This window comes from Aquirufa nivalisilvae (assembly GCF_004307455.1).
Lineage (GTDB): Bacteria > Bacteroidota > Bacteroidia > Cytophagales > Spirosomataceae > Aquirufa > Aquirufa nivalisilvae.
Genome location: NZ_SEWX01000001.1, coordinates 376,672 through 400,682, shown reverse-complemented (window position 1 = coordinate 400,682; position 24,011 = coordinate 376,672). Strand labels below are relative to the sequence as shown.

24 protein-coding genes are annotated in these 24,011 nt (G+C 37.3%); 17 read left to right on the top strand and 7 right to left on the bottom strand.

All coding sequences use genetic code 11. From position 1 onward, the window contains the following. The gene (locus EWU22_RS01780) at positions 1-2,175 is read right to left on the bottom strand and encodes a TonB-dependent receptor (RefSeq protein WP_130924166.1); all 2,175 of its coding nucleotides are present in this window, start codon (positions 2,173-2,175) and stop codon (positions 1-3) included. A gap of 81 nt (positions 2,176-2,256) precedes the next feature. Between EWU22_RS01780 and EWU22_RS01775 the strand changes: the two genes are divergently transcribed. The 3 genes from EWU22_RS01775 to EWU22_RS01765 all read left to right on the top strand — a co-directional run bounded on the left by EWU22_RS01775 (position 2,257) and on the right by EWU22_RS01765 (position 3,305). Next, positions 2,257-2,466, top strand: a complete 210-nt coding sequence (locus tag EWU22_RS01775; protein WP_130924165.1) for a toxin-antitoxin system YwqK family antitoxin — start codon at positions 2,257-2,259, stop codon at positions 2,464-2,466. Between the two features lie 117 nt (positions 2,467-2,583). Continuing rightward, the gene (locus EWU22_RS01770) at positions 2,584-3,096 is read left to right on the top strand and encodes a DUF2975 domain-containing protein (RefSeq protein ID WP_130924164.1); all 513 of its coding nucleotides are present in this window, start codon (positions 2,584-2,586) and stop codon (positions 3,094-3,096) included. Positions 3,097-3,098: 2 nt separating this feature from the next. Continuing rightward, positions 3,099-3,305 (top strand): helix-turn-helix domain-containing protein, encoded by a 207-nt coding sequence (locus EWU22_RS01765; protein ID WP_109324765.1) that lies wholly within the window; start codon positions 3,099-3,101, stop codon positions 3,303-3,305. 48 nt (positions 3,306-3,353) lie between these two features. Here EWU22_RS01765 and EWU22_RS01760 read toward each other — a convergent pair whose 3' ends face one another. Genes EWU22_RS01760 through EWU22_RS01750 form a run of 3 tightly spaced genes read right to left on the bottom strand, consistent with a single transcriptional unit; the run spans position 3,354 to position 7,672 of the window. After that, on the bottom strand, positions 3,354-4,739 hold the full coding sequence (locus EWU22_RS01760; protein ID WP_130924163.1) for a TolC family protein: 1,386 nt from the start codon (positions 4,737-4,739) through the stop codon (positions 3,354-3,356). Next, positions 4,729-6,042: an HlyD family secretion protein gene (locus EWU22_RS01755; protein ID WP_130924162.1), complete on the bottom strand. Its 1,314-nt coding sequence runs from the start codon at positions 6,040-6,042 to the stop codon at positions 4,729-4,731. The genes EWU22_RS01760 and EWU22_RS01755 overlap by 11 nt, the downstream gene beginning before the upstream one ends. Position 6,043: 1 nt before the next feature. Next, positions 6,044-7,672, bottom strand: a complete 1,629-nt coding sequence (locus EWU22_RS01750; protein ID WP_231962589.1) for a peptidase domain-containing ABC transporter — start codon at positions 7,670-7,672, stop codon at positions 6,044-6,046. 128 nt (positions 7,673-7,800) lie between these two features. Here EWU22_RS01750 and EWU22_RS01745 point away from each other — a divergent pair, with 128 nt between their 5' ends. After that, positions 7,801-8,481, top strand: coding sequence for a TetR/AcrR family transcriptional regulator (locus EWU22_RS01745; protein ID WP_109324755.1), 681 nt, complete (start codon positions 7,801-7,803; stop codon positions 8,479-8,481). Positions 8,482-8,507: 26 nt separating this feature from the next. On the opposite strand, the gene EWU22_RS01740 is transcribed toward EWU22_RS01745, so the two are convergent. Continuing rightward, positions 8,508-9,710 carry a multidrug effflux MFS transporter gene (locus tag EWU22_RS01740; RefSeq protein WP_130924161.1) on the bottom strand — a complete coding sequence of 401 codons (1,203 nt, stop codon included), beginning with the start codon at positions 9,708-9,710 and terminating at the stop codon, positions 8,508-8,510. Positions 9,711-9,914: 204 nt separating this feature from the next. On the opposite strand from EWU22_RS01740, the gene EWU22_RS01735 reads away from it, so the two are divergent. The 5 genes from EWU22_RS01735 to EWU22_RS01715 all read left to right on the top strand — a co-directional run bounded on the left by EWU22_RS01735 (position 9,915) and on the right by EWU22_RS01715 (position 13,981). Then, complete coding sequence (locus tag EWU22_RS01735; RefSeq protein WP_109324741.1) at positions 9,915-10,790, top strand: DMT family transporter; 876 nt, start codon at positions 9,915-9,917, stop codon at positions 10,788-10,790. Between the two features lie 37 nt (positions 10,791-10,827). Next, positions 10,828-11,412 (top strand): TMEM175 family protein, encoded by a 585-nt coding sequence (locus EWU22_RS01730; protein WP_130924160.1) that lies wholly within the window; start codon positions 10,828-10,830, stop codon positions 11,410-11,412. 112 nt (positions 11,413-11,524) lie between these two features. Beyond that, the gene (locus tag EWU22_RS01725) at positions 11,525-12,451 is read left to right on the top strand and encodes an MBL fold metallo-hydrolase (protein WP_231962587.1); all 927 of its coding nucleotides are present in this window, start codon (positions 11,525-11,527) and stop codon (positions 12,449-12,451) included. A gap of 14 nt (positions 12,452-12,465) precedes the next feature. After that, the gene (locus EWU22_RS01720) at positions 12,466-13,002 is read left to right on the top strand and encodes a DUF2911 domain-containing protein (protein ID WP_109324739.1); all 537 of its coding nucleotides are present in this window, start codon (positions 12,466-12,468) and stop codon (positions 13,000-13,002) included. Between the two features lie 118 nt (positions 13,003-13,120). Then, positions 13,121-13,981 (top strand): ChaN family lipoprotein, encoded by an 861-nt coding sequence (locus EWU22_RS01715; protein ID WP_130924159.1) that lies wholly within the window; start codon positions 13,121-13,123, stop codon positions 13,979-13,981. A 56-nt stretch (positions 13,982-14,037) separates the two neighbouring features. On the opposite strand, the gene EWU22_RS01710 is transcribed toward EWU22_RS01715, so the two are convergent. Both EWU22_RS01710 and EWU22_RS01705 read right to left on the bottom strand, forming a co-directional pair. After that, entirely contained in the window at positions 14,038-14,823 is a 786-nt protein-coding gene (locus tag EWU22_RS01710) for a PhzF family phenazine biosynthesis protein (protein WP_130924158.1), read from the bottom strand. Between the two features lie 125 nt (positions 14,824-14,948). Next, complete coding sequence (locus EWU22_RS01705; protein ID WP_130924157.1) at positions 14,949-16,559, bottom strand: carboxylesterase/lipase family protein; 1,611 nt, start codon at positions 16,557-16,559, stop codon at positions 14,949-14,951. A 197-nt stretch (positions 16,560-16,756) separates the two neighbouring features. Between EWU22_RS01705 and EWU22_RS01700 the strand changes: the two genes are divergently transcribed. The 8 genes from EWU22_RS01700 to EWU22_RS01665 all read left to right on the top strand — a co-directional run bounded on the left by EWU22_RS01700 (position 16,757) and on the right by EWU22_RS01665 (position 23,925). Continuing rightward, positions 16,757-17,476: an NUDIX hydrolase gene (locus tag EWU22_RS01700; RefSeq protein ID WP_231962585.1), complete on the top strand. Its 720-nt coding sequence runs from the start codon at positions 16,757-16,759 to the stop codon at positions 17,474-17,476. 77 nt (positions 17,477-17,553) lie between these two features. Then, positions 17,554-18,117 carry a pyridoxamine 5'-phosphate oxidase family protein gene (locus tag EWU22_RS01695; protein WP_130924156.1) on the top strand — a complete coding sequence of 188 codons (564 nt, stop codon included), beginning with the start codon at positions 17,554-17,556 and terminating at the stop codon, positions 18,115-18,117. Next, positions 18,114-18,572, top strand: coding sequence for a hypothetical protein (locus tag EWU22_RS01690; protein ID WP_130924155.1), 459 nt, complete (start codon positions 18,114-18,116; stop codon positions 18,570-18,572). Before EWU22_RS01695 ends, EWU22_RS01690 begins: the two co-directional genes overlap by 4 nt. A gap of 56 nt (positions 18,573-18,628) precedes the next feature. Then, complete coding sequence (locus EWU22_RS01685) at positions 18,629-20,314, top strand: PQQ-dependent sugar dehydrogenase (RefSeq protein ID WP_130924154.1); 1,686 nt, start codon at positions 18,629-18,631, stop codon at positions 20,312-20,314. Between the two features lie 56 nt (positions 20,315-20,370). Next, positions 20,371-20,673: a rhodanese-like domain-containing protein gene (locus tag EWU22_RS01680; protein ID WP_130924153.1), complete on the top strand. Its 303-nt coding sequence runs from the start codon at positions 20,371-20,373 to the stop codon at positions 20,671-20,673. 144 nt (positions 20,674-20,817) lie between these two features. Continuing rightward, on the top strand, positions 20,818-21,231 hold the full coding sequence (locus EWU22_RS01675; RefSeq protein ID WP_109324719.1) for an OsmC family protein: 414 nt from the start codon (positions 20,818-20,820) through the stop codon (positions 21,229-21,231). Between the two features lie 160 nt (positions 21,232-21,391). Continuing rightward, positions 21,392-22,552 carry a Gfo/Idh/MocA family protein gene (locus tag EWU22_RS01670; RefSeq protein ID WP_130924152.1) on the top strand — a complete coding sequence of 387 codons (1,161 nt, stop codon included), beginning with the start codon at positions 21,392-21,394 and terminating at the stop codon, positions 22,550-22,552. Further along, complete coding sequence (locus tag EWU22_RS01665) at positions 22,549-23,925, top strand: Gfo/Idh/MocA family protein (RefSeq protein WP_130924151.1); 1,377 nt, start codon at positions 22,549-22,551, stop codon at positions 23,923-23,925. Before EWU22_RS01670 ends, EWU22_RS01665 begins: the two co-directional genes overlap by 4 nt. The last annotated feature ends 86 nt before the right edge of the window (positions 23,926-24,011 follow it).

Sequence of the window (24,011 nt, the reverse complement as noted above, 5' to 3'; positions counted from 1 at the left end):
TTAAAGTTTTAGTTTAATCCCTCCATTAATCATGAAACCATCCAATGGGGCATAGATATCTCGGAAAGTTGGGTTTGATTTTGACCCTGTATAAATGGTGTCAAATTTGGTTTGGCGGACATCCAGAAAATTTTCAAAATTGATATAAATGGATAGTTTATGCCAAAACTTTTCGACCATAAATCCGGTGAGCCAATAGTCTTTTCCCGTGGCTCCATCGCTTAATATTTGTGGACTAAAGTAATAGGCTTCCAAGCCAATTTTCCATTTCTTTTCTAGTTCATACATGAGAACAGAATTGAATTTATGACGTGGAGTCAAAGGCTTTTCCTCAAAGATATTTCTTAGGTGTAATTGCGTGTTGGTATAGGTATATCCTAGAAAAAGATGAAAATCTTGATAGGCAATTTTTACATTCGTTTCCGTTCCTTTGGAGTCGATATGGCCTTTGGAATTCACTAAAAATTCTTTTTGCCCATTTTCTCTTGATTCCATCAAAAGTGGATTTTCCAATAGGGTATAAAAGAATAAATGATTGGCGCTGATTTGAATATCTTCCCCGATGCTCGTTTTATAGTTGAAATCGAGGTTAATACCTTTACTATTTTCTACGACATTCATTTTCTTATTGATGGGTAGAACGTTTTGGTATTGAATTCTCTCGCTTTCCTCAGTAAAAATAGTTGGAGTTTTATAGCCAAATCCTCCTCCAATTCGAGAGCTAAATTTTTCAGAAAAGTTGATGAGAGCAGAGGCCCTTGGTAAAAACTGCCATCCATAGTCATAGACGTAATCACCTCTTAATCCAGTTTCAATATGCAACCATGGCCAAATTTTAGTGGAGTTTTGTGCAAATAATCCAACAGTTCCTTGGGTGTAATTTCTCAGAGGAAATGCGCTAAAACGGATTTCGTCAAAGACATCCGTCCAGGCATTGGCTCCCAGAACCCATTCACTTTTTTCTTGATAATGAGCAAATGATAACTCGGAGAATGTGGAGTATTGTGTTCCATCATAGCGGTAATCAGGCACACTTATTTTTCGGTTAAAATAGCTGATACTATTTTTAAAGGTTAGGAGTTTGTTGGGGGAAAATTTGTGTTCCCAAGTGAATTGAGAAGATATTCGCTTGGTTTTATTTGATTCAAAATACAGGTGACCTGTTTCTATTAAACCATTGATGTAATGAATATCGCCTCCTAATCTATTTTCATAGGACATATTTAAACCCAATATGAGTTTATTATTATCCGAAGGGTACAGGTATATTTTGGGGTTTAAGGTAAAGCGTTGGAATTCAGGAATGGCAGATAAATCAATATTCCCCGGATCGTATGGCGAGTTTCTATTAAAAGAGGCAAAAATAGTTGTTCCTATTTTTTGATTTCTTTTGGCATAATAGGTATTAAAATCAAATCCTTTGGCAGAAGTAGTGTTGATATGAATTTTAAAATCTCTTTCTTCCGTGGGATTTTTAGAAATTAAATTGACTAAACCAGCAATTGCCCCTCCACCATATAAGGTAGAAGCTGATCCTTTGATGATTTCAACTTGTTTTAAATCCAATGGAGGAATTTGTAAAAGCCCCAATCCACTAGCAGCTCCAGAATACAAAGGAAATCCATCTTTTAGCAATTGCGTATATCGACCGTCCAATCCTTGAATTCGAATCGATGCATTGGCGGAGGTCGCAGAGGTTTGTTGAACTTGGATACCTGTACTTTCACTTAAAAGCATGCGAATGTCTCCAGACTTCATATTACTTTTCTCATTGATTTCCTCCCCTCCGATGAATTCTATTCGGGTAGGAATATCATGTATGGTTCTAGAACTTCGAGTAGAAGAGACCACAACTTCTTCCAATTCCTCCTGGGAAGGATTCAGAGAAATCTCTAATTGATTGATGGATTTTGTTAGCGGAACTACTTGTTGAAATGCCTGATATCCAATGTGGCTAATGTCTACTTTAACGATACTATCAGGTATTGATTGGAAAATAGCGATGCCATTGAGGTCCGCAATTTGCATTTGGGAGGCATTTTTCCAAGATAATTTAATGGTGGTATTGACTAAAGGACGACTATTCTCATCTTTGATAATGAGCTGCAAGGATTTTTGACCTTGTGCTAATTGGTTGTAAAGTAGTAGAATAAAAACGATTTTTATAAATTTCATCACAGGCAAAATAATTCAGCAAAAATAGGGATATTATCACAATTTATGAGTGGGTAAATAAATTCATATTTAGAAGCAAACATGGAAGAGGAATTTCAACTATTTCATCGAGATGGCTCTCTTTGGGCAAAAGGGCACCACGTCAATGGCATTTACACAGGTTATTGGGAATGGTATCGCAAGGACGGAACGATTTTACGATCTGGTTATTTTACGCAAGGGGAGCAATCTGGAGAATGGACCACCTATGATAAACAGGGGAAAGTGTATAAGGTGACTCAAATGAAATGATTGGGAAATACATCGAAATTGTTATCATCAATAAAAATTTATTGAAAAATATTCTAAATTTATTGTTTATCAATAAATAATCATTAAAATTTGCATAACAATTAAACGCAAAAATTGATGAAAACGAAAACAGCAAGTATTTTAGCAACCTTGAATGTGCTTTCTTGGATTGCTTACATTGGCATTTCGATAAAATGCGGTGCCATCATTTTCACTTATTTCTTAAGTTTATTTAATCAGCAAGTGGCCAAAGATCTGTATCAAGGATTAAACTTATATGATTTGATGCACGATAGTTTTGTAAACTATTCATTATTCGTAGGGATTACCACGGCTCTTTTGGCAATCAAAGCCTATGTAGCCCAATTGGTTATTCAAGTATTAAGTAAAATCAATTTGAAAAGTCCATTTGATATGGAAGTGGCTCAGTTAATGGAAAAAATCAGTTTGATGATATTAGTGCTTTGGGTACTATCCTTAGGAGCTTCGATTTACCAAGAGTTGATGGAATTGCCCAATATGGATTGGAATGGAGGTGAGGCTCTTTTTCTTTCTGGCCTGATTTTTTTATTTGCACAGATATTTAAAAAAGGAGTGGAGATTCAAGCAGAAAACGATTTAACTGTATAACTATGCCTATTGTCGTAAACCTAGATGTCATGATGGCAAAAAGAAAGATGTCTTTGAATGAGTTGTCCGAGAAGGTCGATTTAACCTTATCCAACCTTTCCATATTAAAGACAGGAAAGGCGAAAGCTATTCGTTTTAGTACCTTGGAAGCTATATGCCAAGCGCTCGAATGTCAACCCGCAGATATTTTAGAATATCAAGCATCTTAACAGAAATGGTTGCTAGAAAAGGCAAGGAATTTCCTTGCCTTTTTGTGTTTATATCAACAAACCTGCACTTGCTTGCAAAGCATATACTGTTTTAAATAGGTAAGCTTTTAGATCTAGTAGCTTCTCTGCCGCCTCCAGGGCCTTAATTTCTCGGCTATTAATCAAAAACAAGGAAGATTCCCCTTGAGAAAACTTAGACTCTTCGGCTTTCGTTAAAGCCATGTAACTCGAAACGGCTTTTTCTTGTGTCTGAATCTGTTTTTTGAGATTCTGAAATTGATTGAAATAACTATTTATTTTTATTTGAATCTGTTGTTTTTTCTGGGAAAGTTGAATGCTCGCTTCTTCCATTTTCAGCTTTGCGGATTGATATTCTCCTCTACCAGAGGATAGGCGCAAGGGCAATTCCAATTTGATTCCGTAGCGATAATTATTAGCAAATAAGGCTCCCGAATTCGTGGTGGATTTATCCTTCATTAAGTGGTTATATTGAAGGTCTATTTTGGGCAATAAACTTTGAAACTTTAATTTTTTTTCCACATTCAGGCTTTCAATTTTGAATTGATACGCTTGTAATTCTGGGTGAAAGGAATCAACTTTTTCCAAAATCGAAGGAAGGCTTAAATCAAAATTGGAAAATAGACTCATATCGGTCCATACTTCGGCAGGAATGATCTCTCGACTTAAACTGGAAGGAGCATTATTTTCTTGCCAAAGAAATGCGGATAATTGTAGAGTAGCATTTTCATAATCGACCATTTTGGTTAGGTTCTGATTGTCCAAGTACATGAATTGTGTACTAGCTTCCAAGGTATCCATAGCAGGTCGATCGCCAAGTTCCACACTTCTTTTGACAAACTCCACACGCCTTTTAGCAGCGTCTAAGTTCTGACCCGTAATTTTTAATGCTTGAAAACATTTTAACCAATGCCAATATGCTTCCATGGCATCTAGGAATAATTGATTTAATACAACTCTTTGCTCAGCAAAAGCCATTTGATTCATCAATTTGGCTTGTTGCAAGGCAGCTCTTCGTTTATCCATCAATAGGTTTTTCGCCAGAGGAATTTGAATTCCAATATAGCTAGTTTGTCCAGTGGTCTGACTTGGGTCTAGTCGGTCTCCTTGTAAGTTTTCTACCCCCGTATTGACTTCTATTCCATACCAAGTGGGAATACTTAGTTCGGGAGCATTATATTGATAATAACTGGTTCCATCCAAGGTTTTACTGGAGATGTAATGACGCAAGATTGGGTCAAATGCACCTCGAGCTTCCAAGATTTGTGCATTGGATTTGCGGATACCAATTTGTGCCTGACGAGCTACAGGATGATATTTTTCTACAATTTTTAAATACGCTTCTGGATGTAAGGTTTTGGTTTGCGCCCAGGACATATGGGCCACTAGTAAAAACCAAAGAATATTACTTTTCATAAGTGTTGCTTTTATCTAGTTTAGCCTGGTAAAAATCAGGAGGGAATCCATTGATGTTTCTCCATAATTCATACCAAAGTGGAACGTCGTTCAGTAAGATAATGCCTTTAACCCCAGCGCCTATTTTAATTTGCTTGGGCCATTTTTTGAATCGGGAGTCTTCTTGAACAATGACTCTAAATAGGCCATTGGCATTGATGGCATTTTCCACAAACAGTACCTTACCTGCAAAGGTCCCAAAACTCTGTTCGGGCCAACCACCTGAAAAAACAATAGCTGGGAAACCATCAAAAATGAAACGAATGGATTGTCCAGGCGAGATCAAAGGCAAATCCACAGGTCTTACAAATACCTCAACAGCATAATTTTCATTTTGAGGAACAATACTCAAGAGCTCTTCCCCATCTTTGATGATTTCACCAATTCCTGTTTTTTTTGATTGTACTACTTGTCCACTTTGTGGTGCTAAAATATAGTACATGCCATTTCTAATGGAATAATTGGTGACTTGGTTGGCTAGCTTGGCTACTTCACCTTTATTGGCCTCAATTTGTCCCAAACTCTGCAATCGTTCGCTGTCTGCCTTATTGATTTTTTCGTCGTATTCTTGATCCACACTTTTTAGTTCTATCTGTGTGTTATTGATTTCTTGAATGGTCTGATTTACTTTATTTTCAGACATGATTTTTTTGGCTAAGGCATTTTGTGCAGTAACATTTCGCTGTTGAAACTGCGTTTGCGAGATCAGGCCTTCTTTGTACATCTGTTGGTATCTTTCCAATTGATCTTTCGCTAAGTTTTGTTCATTAGCACTCGCTTGTAGCTCTGCTTTTTCGGCATTGATTTTTTGTTGAAGCTGAATCAACTTATTGGCTAATTGGCTTTTCTTTAAAGTTTTGGATTGTTTTAAATTCGCTATTTGCGCTTCTGTAGCTTGTACTTTTTGGATGTAGTAATCCAAGGATCCTTTTTTTGCATTTAATTGGTCTTGGGTACGAGCAATTAAATTAGGGTCTAAATAATCTACCTTAATCTCACTTATTTTGACCAAGGTGTCTCCCAGCTGAACAATGTCCCCTTCTTTCACCCACCAATTGGTAATTTTTCCAGCAATGGGGCTATAGATTTTCTGAGGTTTTTGTTCTTGATATAAGCTGGTGATATTTCCTTTGGTTTGAATGTTTTGTGTCCAAGGAAGGAAGATGATTCCAAACCCAATCACTAAAAGACCCATGATCCAAAATCTGATTTCGGTACTTTTTCCTTGTTGATAGATGAATTGAAATGACTTGAAATTTTCCATATTACAAATTGATTTGTTGGTCGGAAGCACTGACATATGCTGGGTCATTCGACACAATGATGGTAGTAGCTTGATTTTCTGGATTTAGTAAATAGCTTTTTAAGCGTTGAGCACTTGGTAGGTCTAATCCATTCCATGGTTCTTCTAAAAGCAGCAATTTTTTAGACCCACATATAGCACGAAGCAAGAGTATTTTTTTGATGATGGTTTGAGGTGTTTTTTTGCCAATGGGCTCTATGTAATGGTCAAAGCCTTTTGGAAAATGAGCAATGAAACTCTCAAAACCCAATTTTTGGGCTGTTTCCATGATTAATTCAGGACTAATTTCATTTTGACCTAAGCTGATATTTTCCCAGACTGTCCCACCAAAAATTTCTTGTCCGTGCAATAAGACACCTGTGTGCTTTCTTAGGCTCGCTAAACTATAATTTTGAATGGGAATGTGATTGATTAAAATGGAGCCTTTGAAGCTCTGATAATTCCCTGTTAATAATCGTAGTAACATGGATTTCCCTGAACCTTCTTGTCCTAAAATGGCTACTTTTTCACCAGATTTTATTTGAAAGGAAAGGTCTTCTAAAATGGGATTACCTGATTCAAACTGGAAACTCATCTGCTTTAGCTCGATTTCCAAACCATTCACCGATGAAAGTTCCAATTGCCCAGACGTTTCCATCGGGCTTTCAATAACACTAGCAATTTTCTCTAGGCCTGTGATGACATCATAGGCGCTGTCTAAGCTTGTGATGAGTTTTTCCACGGCCCCGATGACCATCAAAATCACAATTTCTGCAGCAATGAATTCACCTAAGTTTAATTGTTGGTTAATCAATAAATAGGCACCTAAAGATAGCGTGATGATGGTCAATACAACTTTAAACGTAACAAGGGTTTTGTATTGGAAAAGTAAAATATGAAAGTGTTTGGTTCTTGCTAAAAGATATTGGCTGACATTTTTATCCGTTTTTTGGATATTCAATGATGAGCCTTGACTGAACTTGAAGGATTTTAGCGTTCTACCAATTTCACTGAAAAAATTAGCCACACCATATTTGTAGTTGGATTCTTCTATACTGGATTGTATACCAACTTGACTTGTCACGTACAAGATGAATACAAGCATAAGTAATAGAGCCAAGCTAAAAACAATGAAAAATGGATGGTACAAGGACAATAAAACGGTTCCAAATAGAATTTGTACGCTTGCCATGGGAATGTCCAATAATAACTTGGCGAAGCCTTTTTGGATGTTGACAATATCAAAGAATCGAGAGACTTTTTCTGGAATGAAATATTGGTCATTTTTCATCAAATCCATTTTGGGAATCTTTAAAGCAAAGTCATAGGAGTATTGCGTGAAGATTTTTTGTTGAATGGCCTCAATGATTTTCATTTGATTGATTTGAAGAAGTCCCACCAAAAATACACCCAAAACAATGAAGAATATCAGAATGTAGATGGAGGTGACCATGGTGGCGCCCATGACTAAGCCAATAATGGACTGTACCCCCAGAGGGAGGCTTAAATTGACTAAGCCACTCACGATGGAAAACAAATAAATGGAAGTAATCTCTTTTTTATGATCTACTACCAGCTTACTAATTCGGTCGATCGGATTCCTTTTTATCATAGTTGTATATTTCTGGAACAAAATTAAAATACTTTTTTAAATAATAGTAATACTATTACAAATAAAATAAAAAAATAATTTTGAGATAGCTTTTCTATCATTTATGTTTGTGTAATATTTTAAGGAACATGGACTATTCATTAAGTTTTAAGGTCAATGACAAAATCTATTTGCGAGATCCCGAGGGTACGGAACTGGGAAAGCAAATGGTCAAGCATTCCATTGATTTAATTTTTCAATTGGGTTTTGAACATTTTACGTTCAAAAAGCTTGCTACGGAAATGAATACGACAGAGGCGACGATATATCGTTATTTTGAAAACAAGCATCGGTTGCTTTTATACATTCTAAATTGGTATTGGTCCTACATGGAATACCTTGTATTGTTTCAGTTGGAACCTGTGCAAAGTTCTAAATCGAAATTGGAAAAATTGGTGGAACTGCTAACGAGAGAATTGCCTGAAAGTGCTGGGCAGACGGATTACAATAAGAATTATTTACATCAAATTGTTATTTCAGAGAGTAGTAAAGTGTACTTGGTAAAAGAGGTAAAAGAGATCAATCAGCATGAAGTTTTTAAGCCTTATAAGGATTTATGTGAGCGTATTTCCAACTTGATACAAGCTTATGATCCACATTATTTATACCCTCATTCCTTGAGCAGTACGCTCATAGAGACGTCTCATTCCCAACTGTTTTTTAGCATGTATTTGCCCAAATTGACTGATTGTGGTTCAGAAAATAAGCAAGTTTTTGTTGAAAAATACTTGAAGGATTTGGTATTTACTTTGTTGAATAAACCCCAATAAGCTACTGTAATTTCAGATATAATCGATTATTCTTGAACAGGCTGAAAGTATTTTTTGCCAATCACAAAAAGGATAAAATTGGCACTTAGTGCGCAGAAAACCATAATGATGGCCATCGTGAAAGGTGTTCCATCAAAAAGTAGCCCTAATATAGTCGCGCATATAGATCCCCAAGCCATTTGCAATGCTCCCATCATAGCGGAAGCAGCACCCGCTCCTTCATGGAATGGTTGTAAAGCTAAACTTATGATATTAGGGAAAACTAATCCTTGGCAAGCCAAAATCAAAAACAGTAAGAAGATGTTGATCTGAATATTGATCAATCCAAATTTAGATAAAACGGCAAGTGTGATGGCAAGAAGTAATTGGAGAGGTAAAATGAAGGAAAGAACTTGTTGGCTGCTAAAGCGTTTTAAGACCCAATGGTTAAACTGGCTTGCGCCAATTATCCCTGAGGCTACCATGGCAAATATCCATCCAAATTGTTTTTCATCGGCATGGTAAAAATTCAAAAAAGTGAGGGGTGCTCCAGAGACAAAGGTGAAGATACATCCAGATCCTATTGCTCCTGAAATAGCAAAAGTTAAGAATTGTTTTTCAGGGAGTAGGGCAACATAAGAAGTCAGAATGCTTTTTACTTTAAAGGGACCTTTCGGGTGTTTATTGATTTTTTCAGGTAACCAACTCTTGATTAAGAACAAGATCAAAAGTGTGATGATTCCCAGTAATACAAAGATGATATTCCAGTCGGTAATCGTTAAAAGTAAGCTTCCCAAAGAAGGAGCTAAAATGGGAGAAACGCCTAAAATAAGCATCATGAGAGAAAGAATTTTAGGTCTTTCGGCTTCTTTAAAAGTTTCCCTAATGATGGCGTTAGGAGCAACCATTCCGATACTTCCGCCAATGGCTTGAAAGAAACGCCAAACAATGAGTTGCTCTACCGTAAAGGAAAAAGCCGACCCAAATGAGCTAATGACATAGATAATGAGGCCAATGTATAGGACATTTTTTCTTCCAAAATGATCCAAGAGAGGACCATTGACTAATTGACCCAAACAAATACCAAAAAAGAAACTGGATAAAGTATAGCCCATTTGTTCTTGAGAACAATGTAAAGCTGCAGCCATATTCTTAAATGCAGGCAAATACATATCAATCGACAAGGGGCCTATCGCAGATAAAATACCAAGTATTAAAATGATTTTGGTTCGATTTGCCTGTTTGGACATGTGGTAGGTAAGTTTTACAATTTTGGGGAACGGGACGCAAAATTAATCCCAAAATATGGTTTTCAATAGTTTATTTTAAAAGAAGATTTGTTTTCTTTGTTTGATGCACGAGTAAATCGATTTTCTTATTAATCCATCTTTACTTTTTGCGAAGCTGCTTTTGTTGACTTATCCACATACTATTATTTATCTAGGTTTGATTTCATGAAAAACATCGTATTCGGCCTATTATTTGCCATGTTGTGGTCGTCTGCAGCCGTAGCTACTAAAATGGGTATACTATCTGTTCATCCCTTTATTTTAGCTAATGTTCGATTAATCATTGCTGGGATTTTCATTTTATTGATATCCTTGCTATTTCAACCGCAGCATCGGATAAAACCAAGCTGGAAAGAGCTGAGACAATTATCCTTTTTTGGGCTTTTTAATTCGACCATATACCTGGGAGCATTCGTTATGGCCATTAAATTCGTAAGTCCAGGAATAGGCAGTTTAGCCACGGCCACCAACCCCATTTTTATCACGATGTTGTCGGCTTTACTCTTACAAAGAAAGCCTCAAGTAAAAGAAGTAGGAAGTTTGATTTTAGGCCTTAGTGGAATCCTCGTGGCCTCTTTTCCACAGTTAACATTAGAGCCAACGGTGTGGAAGGGCTTGTTGATTTTAATTGGAGGGATTATTACCGTTTCTGCTGCTACGGTATATTATGTTCGGACTGAATGGAAGTTAAATTCATTTGTTATTAATGGATGGCAGGTTTTGTTAGGGGGAATATTTTTATTACCCTTTACAGCCTTTTTTGCATCATTTAGTTCTGCCAATTTTGATCTTCGTTTCCTACTTTCTGTAGCTTGGCTTATCTTCCCCGTCTCCATTGCAGCCTTGTGGTTATGGTTTTATTTAATTGACCAAGACCCAATTTCAGCTTCTTTATGGATGTTTCTTTGCCCGGTTTTTGGTTATATATATGCCTATTTATTTAGTGGGGAATCCATTTCAGCATATACGATTATTGGAACGGTTATTGTTATTGTGGGATTGTATGTAGGCAAAAAACAAGCGCCTGTTTCGTCCAACTAGTTTGATTTTTTTATACCTTTCATAAAATTGCATTCCTGTGACTACCAACCGATTAGAAGCCTTCAGTGATGGTGTATTGGCTATCATCATTACCATTATGGTCTTGGAATTAAAAGTACCTCATGGGTCTGATTTCGAGGCTTTGCAACCTTTGATTCCTAAATTTCTATCTTATCTATTCAGCTTTATTTATGTAGGAATCTATTGGAATAACCACCATCATTTGTTTCAAGCCATTGAAAAAGTAAATGGTAAAGTTCTATTAGCCAATTTGGGATTATTATTTTGGCTCTCTCTATTGCCATTTGTTACTGGTTGGATGGGAGAAAATCACTTTGATAATCATACAGTAGTCTTATATGGAGTTGTTCTTTTTATGTGTGCTTTGGCCTTTTTATTATTAGAAAAACTAGCCGTGAAACATGAAGGACATGAATCGAAAATTGGGAAAGCGCTATCTAACAGTTGGAAGGAAAGAATTTCAACTTTCGGATATTTTTCTGGTATAATATTGGCCTTTTTTTACCCAATAGTCAGTTTAGTGATTTTTTATGGAATTGCCATTTTGTGGATTATGCCAGATTCAAGAATTGAGAATACCTTGAATCAAAAATCAGACTAGCAGATAAATCCAATATGAAATGCTAGATTTGGTAAGAATACTTCATGTTTTGGTCTCAAATTAGAAGTGCTTTTGAATAACTAATTTACATTTGATTTTAAACTTCATAGAAATGATAAAACGTCGACAATTTATCCAAGGTTCTGCCAATACCTTATTGTTTTCAATGCTTTTGGGCTCTAAAAATTCGCTTTTTGCTCAATCTGCATTGATGCAAGGTCCAGCTTTTACATGGAAAGAATTACGTGGGGGTATTTCTCTTTTTAGTGAAAGGGGCGGTACCATAGCGGTGTTGAAAACGAAAGATGGCTATGCTGTGGTAGATACGCAGTTTCCAGACCAGTCTCAGCACGTAATCGATGAGTTGAAAAAACAATCTGATCAGAAAATACAATTGTTGATGAATACACACCATCATGGTGATCATACCAGTGGGAACATAGCGTTTAAAGGATTAGTTAATCGAGTTGTGGCTCACGAGAACTCGTTGAAAAATCAGATAGCTGCTGCTACCAAAGCCAAAACAGAGGAGAAACAATATTATCCAACTGAGACGTTTAAAGATACTTGGACAACCAAAATAGGAAAAGAACGCATTAGAGCTCATTACTTTGGTCCTGCTCATACAGATGGAGATGTGGCCATTCATTTTGAACATGCCAATGTGGTACATTTGGGCGACTTATTCGGAAACAAACGCTACCCTATCATTGATCGAAGTGCGGGAGCTAGTGTGGCCAACTGGATTCATGTCAATGATAAAATACAAAAGCTGTTCGATAAGGATACTATTTTTACCTATGGACATGCTTTTAATCCAACAGAAATTACCTGTAAAAAAGAGGATTTACTGGCCTTAACGGATTATTTAGAGAAGTTAATAATTCATGTTTCTTCGGAAATTAAGAGTGGCAAAACAAAAGAAGAAGTAATGAAGTTAACTGCTGTGAATGGTGTACAAGGGATGAACGGGGATTTCTTGAAGAATAATTTTCAAATGGCTTACGAGGAATTAACAGAAAAAAATACAAAACAATAAACAACAATCATCTTATGAAAATCAACACATTATTAAAGCCGATTTTGTCGGTATTATGTCTTTTATTTGTGTCAATTAGCTCATTTGGGCAAGACGCTCCTCGTCCACCACAAAGTCCTAAAGTAACAGTTACAGGAACCTTTGGAAAAGCGAATGTCTCAGTAGTTTATAGCAGCCCATCGGTCAAAGGAAGGAAAATTTGGGGAGAATTAGTTCCCTATGGAAAAGTTTGGAGAGCGGGTGCTAACTCTGCGACCATCATTGAAACAGATGCGGATGTGAACATTGCTGGCAATACCTTGGCTAAGGGCAAATACAGTATTTATATGCTGCCATCAGAAGGGGATTGGCAAGTTATTTTCAATACAGAAGTAGGACAATGGGGCATTAAACGAGGCGGAGAAACAACTCGTAATCCGGAAAAAGATGCTTTCACCATCACTGTGAAAACGGCTAAATCTGACTTTAAAGAAGCTTTAGAGTACAAAGTGGTACCAGCAGGAATTGCCTTCGGTTGGGAAAATGTGAGTTTATTAATACCGATTAAATAGATTAAAACCTTTGTTCTATGGAAAAGCGGTCAGCAATGACCGCTTTTTGTTTTTATATCAATTGACTTATTGTTGATATTTTGTTCTAATTTGTACTTGATCAACAGCTATATACCTCATGATTAAGGCACTTCATATTTGCATCGTATTTTTTCTATTGTTTCCAGTCAAACTTTTGGCAACCGATAAACCAGCCTACCGATTGTTTAACGCAAAAGGTAAGGAAGTTTCATATCAGAAAATGATCAAGCAAATACAAAAGCAAGATGTTGTTTTAATAGGGGAATTGCATAATAACCCCATCAGTCATTGGTTAGAATTAGAGATTATTCAATCGTGTTATTTGAAACGGAAATTAGTTTTGGGAGCTGAGATGTTTGAGCAAGATAATCAGGGAGCTTTATCGACGTATTTAGCAGGTAAAATTTCAGCCAAAGGACTAGATTCTTCCGCAAGGCTGTGGAGAAATTATAAGACGGATTATGCACCTCTGGTGAATTTTGCCAAGGAGAATCAGGTGAATTTTATTGCAACCAATGTTCCCAGAAAATATGCTAGCCTGGTTTCTAAAGGGGGATTTGAAGCATTGAATCAAATATCAGCAGAGGAAAAATCTTGGATGGCACCACTACCAATAGCCTACGATGCCAATCTCCCTGGTTATCAAAAAATGATCACGATGATGGCAGGTCATGCGACGCCTAATATGCCTAAAGCCCAAGCTTTGAAAGATGCTACCATGGCCTATTTTATCATGAAAAATTGGGATGAAAATAAGCAATTTATTCATGTGAATGGCTCTTACCATTCTGAAAATTATGAAGGGATTTCATGGTATTTAAAATTAGCTAAACCAGCAATTAAAATCGCCACGATAGCGACTGTTAGTCAAAAAGAAATTAAGCAATTAGCCCAAGAAAACAGGGGAATTGCAGATTATATCATCTGTGTAGAAGATGATATGACAACGACCTATTAAGGGGTGAATTTGTTATCGTTTTTATCGTCCTGAAATTTCGTTCATTGATCATTCAATTATACGAATATTTCTCCAATCATATATAAAACACAAGTACCACTGATATTCACTCGGTCGCCTAAAAGCTCACAAGATAATTCACCTCCACGAGGAGAAAGTTGTTTGGCTGTCAATTGAGTTTTATGTTTTCTCTTTGCCCAATATGGGATCAAAGTCGTATGGGCAGAACCTGTCACAGGATCTTCATCAATGCCTGATTGCGGACCAAAAAATCGAGATACAAAATCAACTTCATCACCTGGAGCCGTAATGATAATTCCTCTGGCTTTTAGCTTGGCAATTTCAAAAAAATCAGGCTTCATGTTAGCAACTTGACTCTCATTTTCATAGACAAACAGGTAATCTGTTTTGCCCTTTAATACTTCTTTGGCAGGGATGGATAAGCCTTTGAATGTATCCCAATCAAAATCAATGTCTTGTATTTGATCTACGGGAAAATTCAACGTTAATAGTTCTCCATTTTTAGCTACTTGTAAATAACCGCTTCGATGTGAATAAAACACAATTTCGTCAGAAAGTATTCCTAGATGATCATAAAGAACAAAAGCTGCAGCTAAAGTGGCATGACCGCACAGATCGACTTCCACTGTTGGGGTGAACCACCGAATATCATATTGCTCACCTTTCTTTACAAAAAAGGCGGTTTCAGCTAAATTATTTTCTGCCGCTATTTTTTGCATCAAATCATCTTCTAACCAGTGATCCAATGGACAAATTGCTGCCGGGTTTCCAGCAAACAATTGATTGGTAAAAGCATCTATTTGGAATAGGGTCAATTTCATGAGCGTATATATTTAATCCTCAAAATTATACATCTATATCAGATTTAAATATCCATTTATCCTAATTTAACACAAACAAAAAAAGCCCCGATTTTCATCGAGGCTAGAAATTAAGTAGAAACGAATTAGTTCGCTTTTACAAGTTCGAATAATTCTTTGTCCAATTGTGGTTTGACAATACAAGAATTATCGAAGTGCATGGTTGAGGTATTTGATGTATTATAGGTTGGCCAAGTTGGCAATCCTTTATGATTAGGATTTCCTAAACGGGCAAAATTAATCCAAGCTTGACTCATTTTATCGGCCAAAGCATAGGCTTCTTTGGTACCTCCTGTCATTTCTTCACAACGAGCAATGTTATTAAAACAGAAAGGAAGTTCAACGCAGTGAATGGCTTTGTATTTTCCGTCAAATACGGGTGACTGCCATGTGAATAAATACATGTAAACAGGAGCACCGCCAGCTACTGCTGATTTAATATTAGCTTGGTCAACAGCACCTGGTCTGAATCTAGTGTCTACATCCATCAAATCAGTTGGTTTAGTATCTGCTGGGTAAGCTTTCTTTACTGCAGCTTTATAAGCTTCAGCTTTAGCGCCAAACGTTTTTTGTAGATATGCTTCTACGTCTGCCATGGAGGCATCGTGACTTATACCTGAAAACAAGGTTGGCATAAACTCATTTTTTACTGTTCCGATCATTAATGGAACATTTTTGGATAATTCCATAGCCTCAGCCGACATCGGTTGATAAGGTAATAAATTAGCATCGATACTTGGGCCCCAGCTTAATCCAAAACCACCCACTGGTTTTCCAGCGGCTCTTAATTTAGCTGCCACCGTTTGTAACGCTTTTTGACCTGCAGCTGCTAAGGTAGGGAATGGCACTTTTTGTAAACTATCTACTTTAGACTCATCGATATTTAAGGCATTTAACACTTCTTTGGTAATGGCTTGGGTTACTGATTTATCAGCCATATTTGTAGTAAAGGCACCACTTTGATTGATGGCTTTGTGGAATAAACCTTTAGCCGAAGGCATGGCCATTAAGGTATTCACTTTTGCTCCACCTCCTGATTGACCAAAAATGGTCACATTACTTGGATCACCACCAAATTGACTGATATTCGCTTTTACCCAATCTAAAGCAACTTTCATATCCAAAACAGAGTTATTGGCAGAAGTTTTGTATTTATCTCCATAGGCTGATAAATCTAAATATCCCAAAATGTTCAATCGGTGGTTGATTGACACAACTACCACATCCCCTTTTTTTGCTAGATTTTCACCATCGTAAGAAGGTAATTCTTGAGAAGATCCAGAGGTAAAACCTCCTCCATGTATCCAGAATAAAACAGGTCTTTTCTTTCCATCATTGATTCCTGGAGTCCAAACATTCACGCGCATACAGTCCTCATTAGGATAACCCCAAGAGTGATTGTACACAAATTCGGATTCATCGGCCACTTGAGTCGTAGGAGTCAATAAATAAGCTACTGGGCCATAGCTAGTAGAACTACGAACTCCATTCCATGGCTTGGGCTTATGAGCAGTCTCAAATCTACCAGCTTCTGCATAGGGAATACCTTTGTACGTGTAAATACCTCCATGTACATATCCACGCACTTTGCCGGCATCTGTTGATACCACGGCTACATTTTGCCCAGTAGTAACTTGAGCTTGTACTGACATTCCTCCTAGTAGGAATAGACCTAAAACTAAACTAGCTTTTTTCATTTTTTATATATGTTAAATTATAGAGAATTTCTGTTTTCTTTCAAAAGACTCAAAGTGTAGCTCTTTGTATCATTTTGATAATTTAGCCAAATGTAATAAAATAATTTGATTTTCTATTTTTTAGAAAATCACTTTGATAAAAACAGTTTCTTCTAAAAATTTGTCAATAAATTAGTGTTCCATTAAATCTAGAATCATTGAAATCAACCAAACATATAGCTCAATTGACCTTGGATTGTGTCATTTTTGGCTTTCATGATAAAAAGCTCAAGCTCATTTTAAGTAAGCTTAAATTGGAGAAAGACATATTTGCCTTACCCGGAGGCTTTATTCTACAAGAAGAGGACATTGAAGATGCGGCTAAAAGGGTCTTATATGAAAGAACAGGTATCCAAGATGTCTATCTAGAGGAATTTGGGACCTTTGGTAGAACGAATCGAATATCAGAAGAAGACTTTCTATTATTTTCTAGTATCGCTCGAGATCTTTATCCCGATGTGGAACCTCCCGTCAATGAGAATAATCAAAAAATGCGGATAGTCAGTATTGGATACTATGCCCTGGTTGATTTCGAAAAAGTGATTCCTCAAAAAATTGATTTGGACGAAAGCTGTGATTGGTATGATATCAAAGGGCTTCCCAACATGATTTTTGACCATCAAGAAATGGTAGAAAAGGGCCTAGAAGTGCTCCAAGAACGTTTAGATAAAAAACTGCTTTTTAATAATCTTTTACCTGAAACGTTCACGTTGAAAGACGTTCAGGAATTATATGAAACAGTCTACGACAAACCCTTTCCTGCCAATAATTTTCAGAAAAAAATATTGGATTTGAATGTTTTAGAGCGGCTCGACAAGAAATATACGGGGGCAAAAAGTAAGGCTCCTTATTTGTATCGACTGAAATCTAAATCCTAAGAATTAATAATCTTTGATAAACGGCCTATTTGAGGACAAAATTTAATTTTATATTTGTCTAAATCAACTGACAGATTATGGGCAAATTTTATGACACTATTTCAGAAGCTCACCGAGAGTTCATAGAAAAACAACATCTGTTTTTCGTTGGGACAGCGCCCCTTCAAGGAGATGGTCGGGTGAACGTATCACCAAAGGGCCTAGAGGGATTCCGAGTGATTGATTCGCATACGGTTGCCTACATGGACATCATCAGTTCGGGTAATGAAACCTCTGCCCATACCTTAGAAAATGGAAGGATAACGTTCATGTTTTGTTCTTTCGATAAAAACCCAAATATCTTACGATTATATGGCAAAGGTTTTGCCATATTGCCCAATTCACCGCTTTGGGAGGAATATGCGCCGCATTTTAATATCATTCCAAGTACACGACAAATCATCATCGGGAAAATTGATTTAGTTCAAACCTCCTGTGGATATGGGGTACCCATGTACGAATATCAAGGTGAGCGAGATATTTATTTTACTTGGGCAAATCAAATGGGCTCTGAAAAATTAGAACAATACATGGAGGAGAAAAACATGATAAGTTTAGATGGATTACCTACCGACTTAAGTCTTCAAAAGAAATCGAAATGATAGATCCATTATTTAAAAAGCTGGCATTTAAGAATCAGGCGGAAGTGCTTGTACTCGGAGCTCCTGAATCATTTCAATTAGCATTAAAAAAATTACCAGAGGAGACTCAGGTAATAAGCTCCTTAAATCAAGTTAATCAAATTGGCTACGCTTTGGTATTTGTTACCCTAAAAGCAGAAATCCAAGTATTTGCAGAAGCTTGTCGAGATAAAATTGCCGGTGACACCATTTTATGGATGTGTTATCCCAAAGGAAGTTCTAAGAAATATAGCTGTAATTTTAACCGAGATCAAGGTTGGGAACCGATGGGCGAGATAGGATTTGAGCCAGTAAGTATGGTCGCCATCGACGAAGATTGGAGTGCCTTGCGTTTTAGAAACGTACATTTTATCAAAACCTTAAAAAGAAATCCTGATCACATCATGTCGAAAGAAGGAAAGGCAAGGATGCAGTAATAATTTCAAATTCTTTTCTTTACAAATGAAAAGCCACCATTGGCTTCATTTGACCTATGAAAATTCTTACTTTGTCTTTTGCTTTTAATCGATTCGGGGCCGTATTACTCCTTTTTTTCATTATCCCATTCTCTGGGTTTGCTCAAAATGTCAATCGGGGTGCCCAAGTTTTTGAACTGAATTGTGCTAACTGTCACAACTTTAAAGATGATGGGATTGGTCCGCAATTGGGGGGACTCAAGGGGATCGTTGACAAACAATACCTGTTCGACTTCATCAATAATCCCAAAGCCTTAATTGATGCCAACGTTGCTAGAGCGCAAGACAAGTACAAGAAATTCAAATCCTACATGCCGGGTTTCAATCACTTGGATCCCAAAGACCTAGAAGATGTAATTGCATATATTTTAGAGAAACCAAGTCCAAAGATTCTCAATAAAAAAGATAAATGGGCACTAGAAAATCCCATTAAGGAAGGGATTCAATTTTCAGGGGAGAAAATAACGATTAAAAAAGTGCTAAAATTCCCTTTTACAAATACGCCACAGGTGAATACCCGCATTAATAAAATGACCTATCACCCCATTAGTAAAGAGCGTATCATTTCTGATTTACAAGGGAAAATCTATTTATTGGATGATAAGAACCAGTTAAGTGAGTTTTTTGACATTAGTAAGCATTTCCCACATTTTACTAATAAGCCAGGATTTGCTACTGGCCTTGGGAGCTTCGCTTTTCATCCACTTTTTGCCCAAAACAAGCTTTTTTATACCACCCATACGGAACCCGAAATCAAGGGCCATTCCGACTTTACTTACGGGGATAGCCTTCGTGTGAAATTACAATGGATAATAACTGAATGGACTTTAGATGATCCTAATGCTAAGACGCTAAAGGGAAAGTCGCGAGAAGTCATGCGTGTCAATGTTATTGACCAAGTGCACGGTATGCAAGAAATCACCTTTGACCCTTATGCCAAACTGGGAGATTCTGATTTTGGACTCATGTATATTGGTTTAGGAGATGGAGGGGCATTGGAACAAAGAAGAGGTTTTATCCCAAATAATAGTGAGCATGCTTGGGGCAAAGTTTTACGTATTGATCCCCTTGGTCGAAATAGCCAAAATGGCAAATACGGCATTCCTGCCTCCAATCCATTTGTTGGTAAAAAAGGACTTGATGAAGTGTTTGCGCAAGGTTTCCGAAATCCGAATCGGATCTCTTGGTTGAAAGATGGAAGAATTATCGTTTCTAATATTGGTCAAAGACATATTGAATCCCTATACCTGTTGAAAGCCGGTAAAAACTATGGTTGGCCTTTGCGAGAAGGGACCTTTGCCATAGACTCTACCATGAGTACCAATACGGTATTCCCGCTACCTAAAAATGATGCAAAAATGGGATATACCTATCCAATTGCTCAATTTGATCATGATGAGGGAAATGCCATCATGGGAGGCTTTGAGTATACGGGGAAATTGATTCCAAGCCTAGGAGGAAAATACATTTTTGGGGAAATAGTTCGAGGTCGAGTATTTTATATTCCTACTTCAGAAATCAAAGAAGGTTCTCAAACACGCATTCGCGAATTGAAACTGCAAATGGATGGTTTACCTGTTACCTTGAAAGAACTGGTGAAAGCAAATAAAGTAGATCTTAGATTTGGTCAGGATGCACAAGGGGAAATCTATATCATTACCAAGACAGATGGCATGTTATACCAAATTGTTCCCAGTTTGTGATATACGTCACGTAGGCTTACTTTTTAATTAGTTTTTTTTGTGGAAATAAATGGATTATGACACCATCGATTTCGATTGACACATTAATTGAGAAGTTGAATCATCAAGATGAGCTGTTGCTTCTGGATATTCGAAGCAAAGAAGAGTTTGAATCTAAACACATTCCCAAGGCCATTCATATACCAGGAGAAGAACTCCCGCATGGTTTACCGTTACATGCAGATCAAGTTCTTTTGGTGACTATTTGTGGGAAGGGTGGAGGTAGGTCAGAACAGGCTGCTCAAAAATTGATTTTTCTGGGTTTTCAGGCTAAATTTTTAGAAGGAGGTACTCATGAATGGTTTGAAAAAGGTATTTAGCGTGATTGTTTTCAACGGATTTGTCATGTCAAAATATCTTTCAAAAATTTCATGAAATAAGCTGAACGTACATGGACCAATTTTAAGAGAAATAGATTAATATTGGAAAATATTGATTGTCTCTAAACATAAAATAGAATTGTCATGATAAGAAAAGCAAATGCCGTTTGGCAAGGAACGGGTAAAGAGGGTAAAGGCGTACTTACTACCCAAAGTGGTGTATTAAATCACACCCAATATTCCTTCAACACTCGATTTGAAGATGGGATCGGTACCAACCCAGAAGAATTAGTAGCGGCAGCTCACGCGGGTTGTTTTGCTATGAAACTTAGTTTTAATCTAACGGGTGCAGGATTTCCTCCTAAAGTATTGGATGTGCAAGGAGAAATTAAAATGGAAGAAGGCTCCATCATTGAATCTCGATTGATATTAAAAGCGACTGTGCCAGGTATTGACCAAGATACTTTTTTAGCTCAAGTAAAAGATGCGGAGGCGAATTGCCCCATTTCACGATTATTAAAAACGACAATTGTGGTAGACTCCACACTGCAAGGGTAAAGGTAGAGGTTTAACATGTTAGACCTTTTCTCGTTCATAGTTTTAGGCTTACCATGGTAAGCCTTTTTCTTTTTCCCTCGATTAAAAAAAAGGATGATTTCAGTAAGAAATCAAATGTTATTACTTTTAGAAATAGTATCACAAAACCGGAATTTATCCCATGAAAGAAAACGCTTCCAACCGCAGGAAATTTTTGCAAGATGCCAGCCTTTTATCAAGTCTTGCATTTATGCCATCCATTCATAGTCCCATCAAAGATGGTACCTCCTTGTTTGTTCCTAAAGTTCAAGAAAAGATCATTGCACCACGTTTAAAATTTGGTGTTATTGGAATCAATCATGGTCATATTTACACCATGGCTAATTCCATCATTCGTGGTGGTGGAGAATTTGTATCCTACTATGCGAAGGAGCCAGATTTAATAAAGGAATTTGCTAAAAAATACCCTACGGCTAAATTGGTAAAAAGTGAAGCAGAGATTTTAGGAGACCCTTCTATTCAATTGGTTCTTAGTTCCATTACTCCTGTAGAAAGAGCGCCATTGGGTATTCGTGTCATGAAATCCGGGAAGGATTACATGGTGGATAAACCGGGCATTACTACGTTAGAACAATTGGCAGAAGTTCGCAAGGTTCAAAAAGAAACCAAAAGAATTTATTCCATTTCTTATTCTGAGCGATTTGAAAATAAAGCGACTGAAAAGGCTAGTCAATTAGCTCAAACAGGGATAATTGGTAAAGTGGTTCAAACCTTAGGTACTGGTCCTCACCGGATGAGTATTCCTTCTAGACCTTCCTGGTTTTTTGATAAGAAATATTACGGTGGTATTATCACGGACATTGGTTCTCATCAAGTAGATCAATTTTTACACTTTACTAAATCTACACATGGAGAGGTGGTGGCCTCTCAAGTAGCCAATCATAAATATCCTCAATACCCTAATTTTGAAGATTTTGGAGATTTGATGTTACGCGGGAATGGAGGTTCAGGGTATATTCGTGTGGATTGGTTTACTCCAGATGGGTTAAATACTTGGGGAGATGGTCGACTGACAATTTTGGGTACGGAAGGCTATATGGAAGTTCGAAAAAATACAGATATCGCCTCTCCGCATGGTACAGGAAGTCATTTGTATTTAGTGACGAATAAAGAAACATTGTATATCGACTGTAAGAATGTAGAGCTTCCACATGGAGAGTTACTCGTGAATGATGTGTTAAATAGAACCGAAACTGCGATGACTCAAGACCATTGTTTCTTAGCAACCGAACTAGCACTTATTGCTCAAAAACAAGCGACTAAAATATCAGCTAAATCATGAAAAGGAGAAAATTTATCAATAACATTGCCTTAGGAGCTGTGGGCACATTAGGCTTTCCAACGATTGTTCCTGCCCATGTTTTGGGAGGAAAAGATGCTCCAAGCAACAAAATTAATATAGGCCAAATTGGTTGTGGACGTATTGCTCGTACACATGATTTACCAAGTACTTGGAGATATGAAAAGGCTAGAATTATGGCCGTTTGTGATTTGGATAGAAACCGTACTGAAGACACTAAAAAGTTAGTAGAAGAATATTATATCAAGAAAACGGGTCAAAGCAATTACATCGATGTTAAGATGTACGACGATTACCGTGAAATGTTGTTGAACAAAGACATTGATGCGGTCATGATTAGTACGCCAGACTTTTGGCATGCGCAACCTGCCATGGAAGCAGCCTTAGCTGGGAAAGATATTTACCTTCAAAAACCCACATCTTTGACTATTAAAGAAGGTCGTCAATTAGCCGAGGTCATCAAAAAAACAGGTAGAATTTTACAAGTGGGGACACAGCAACGTTCCAGTAGTCAATTCAGAAGAGCAGCGGAATTAGTGAGAAATGGTCGAATTGGTAAGTTGCACACCGTTAAAGTAGGACTTCCAGGAGATCCAAGTGGCCCTGTGGTACAAGCTATGCCAGTACCAAAAGGCTTTAATTATGAGATGTGGTTAGGCTCAACGCCCTACATTCCTTATACGGAGTTAAGTGTACACCCTCAAGTGGGTTATGATAGACCAGGTTGGTTGCGCATGGAACAATTTGGTGCTGGAATGATCACAGGTTGGGGACAACATCACTATGATTCTGCAGCCTGGGGTATGGACACAGAATTAACGGGTCCTATTTCAGTGGAGGCTGTAGCCGAATTTCCTAAATCGGGTGTTTGGGATGTGCATGGTGATTTTATGGCAAAGGCAGAATATGCCAATGGAATAACCATGTATACCAGCGGAGGCTTCCCTAATGGTATTCGATATGAAGGAACAGAAGGTTGGATATTTGTGTCAAGAGGAGACTATTCGGCAACACCGAGTGATCCTACGTCTAAAGTAAGAGCGAAAGCAATAGATGCTTCCAATCCAGCTATTTTAGAATCAGTAATTGGCGAAAAAGAGATTCATTTGTACCATTCAGATGAGCAACATGGCAACTGGCTAGATTGTATAGAAAGTAGAAAAGAACCTATCTCTCCTATTGAAATTGGCCATAGAGCATGTACGGTTTGTTTGATCACCCATGTGGCTATGAAACTTCCACGCAAGCTGAATTGGGATGCTAAAAAAGAGCAATTTATCAATGATGCAGAAGCAAATCGCTTTTTAAGTCGTACGCAAAGAGCTCCCTATGGTACTGACCGAATAAAATATTAGTTAAATAGGACTTGAGGTTTATTTGGTTGAATAAAACGCCCCTAATTTCAGGGGCGTTTTTTATGATAGTCCCTAATGGAGATGGA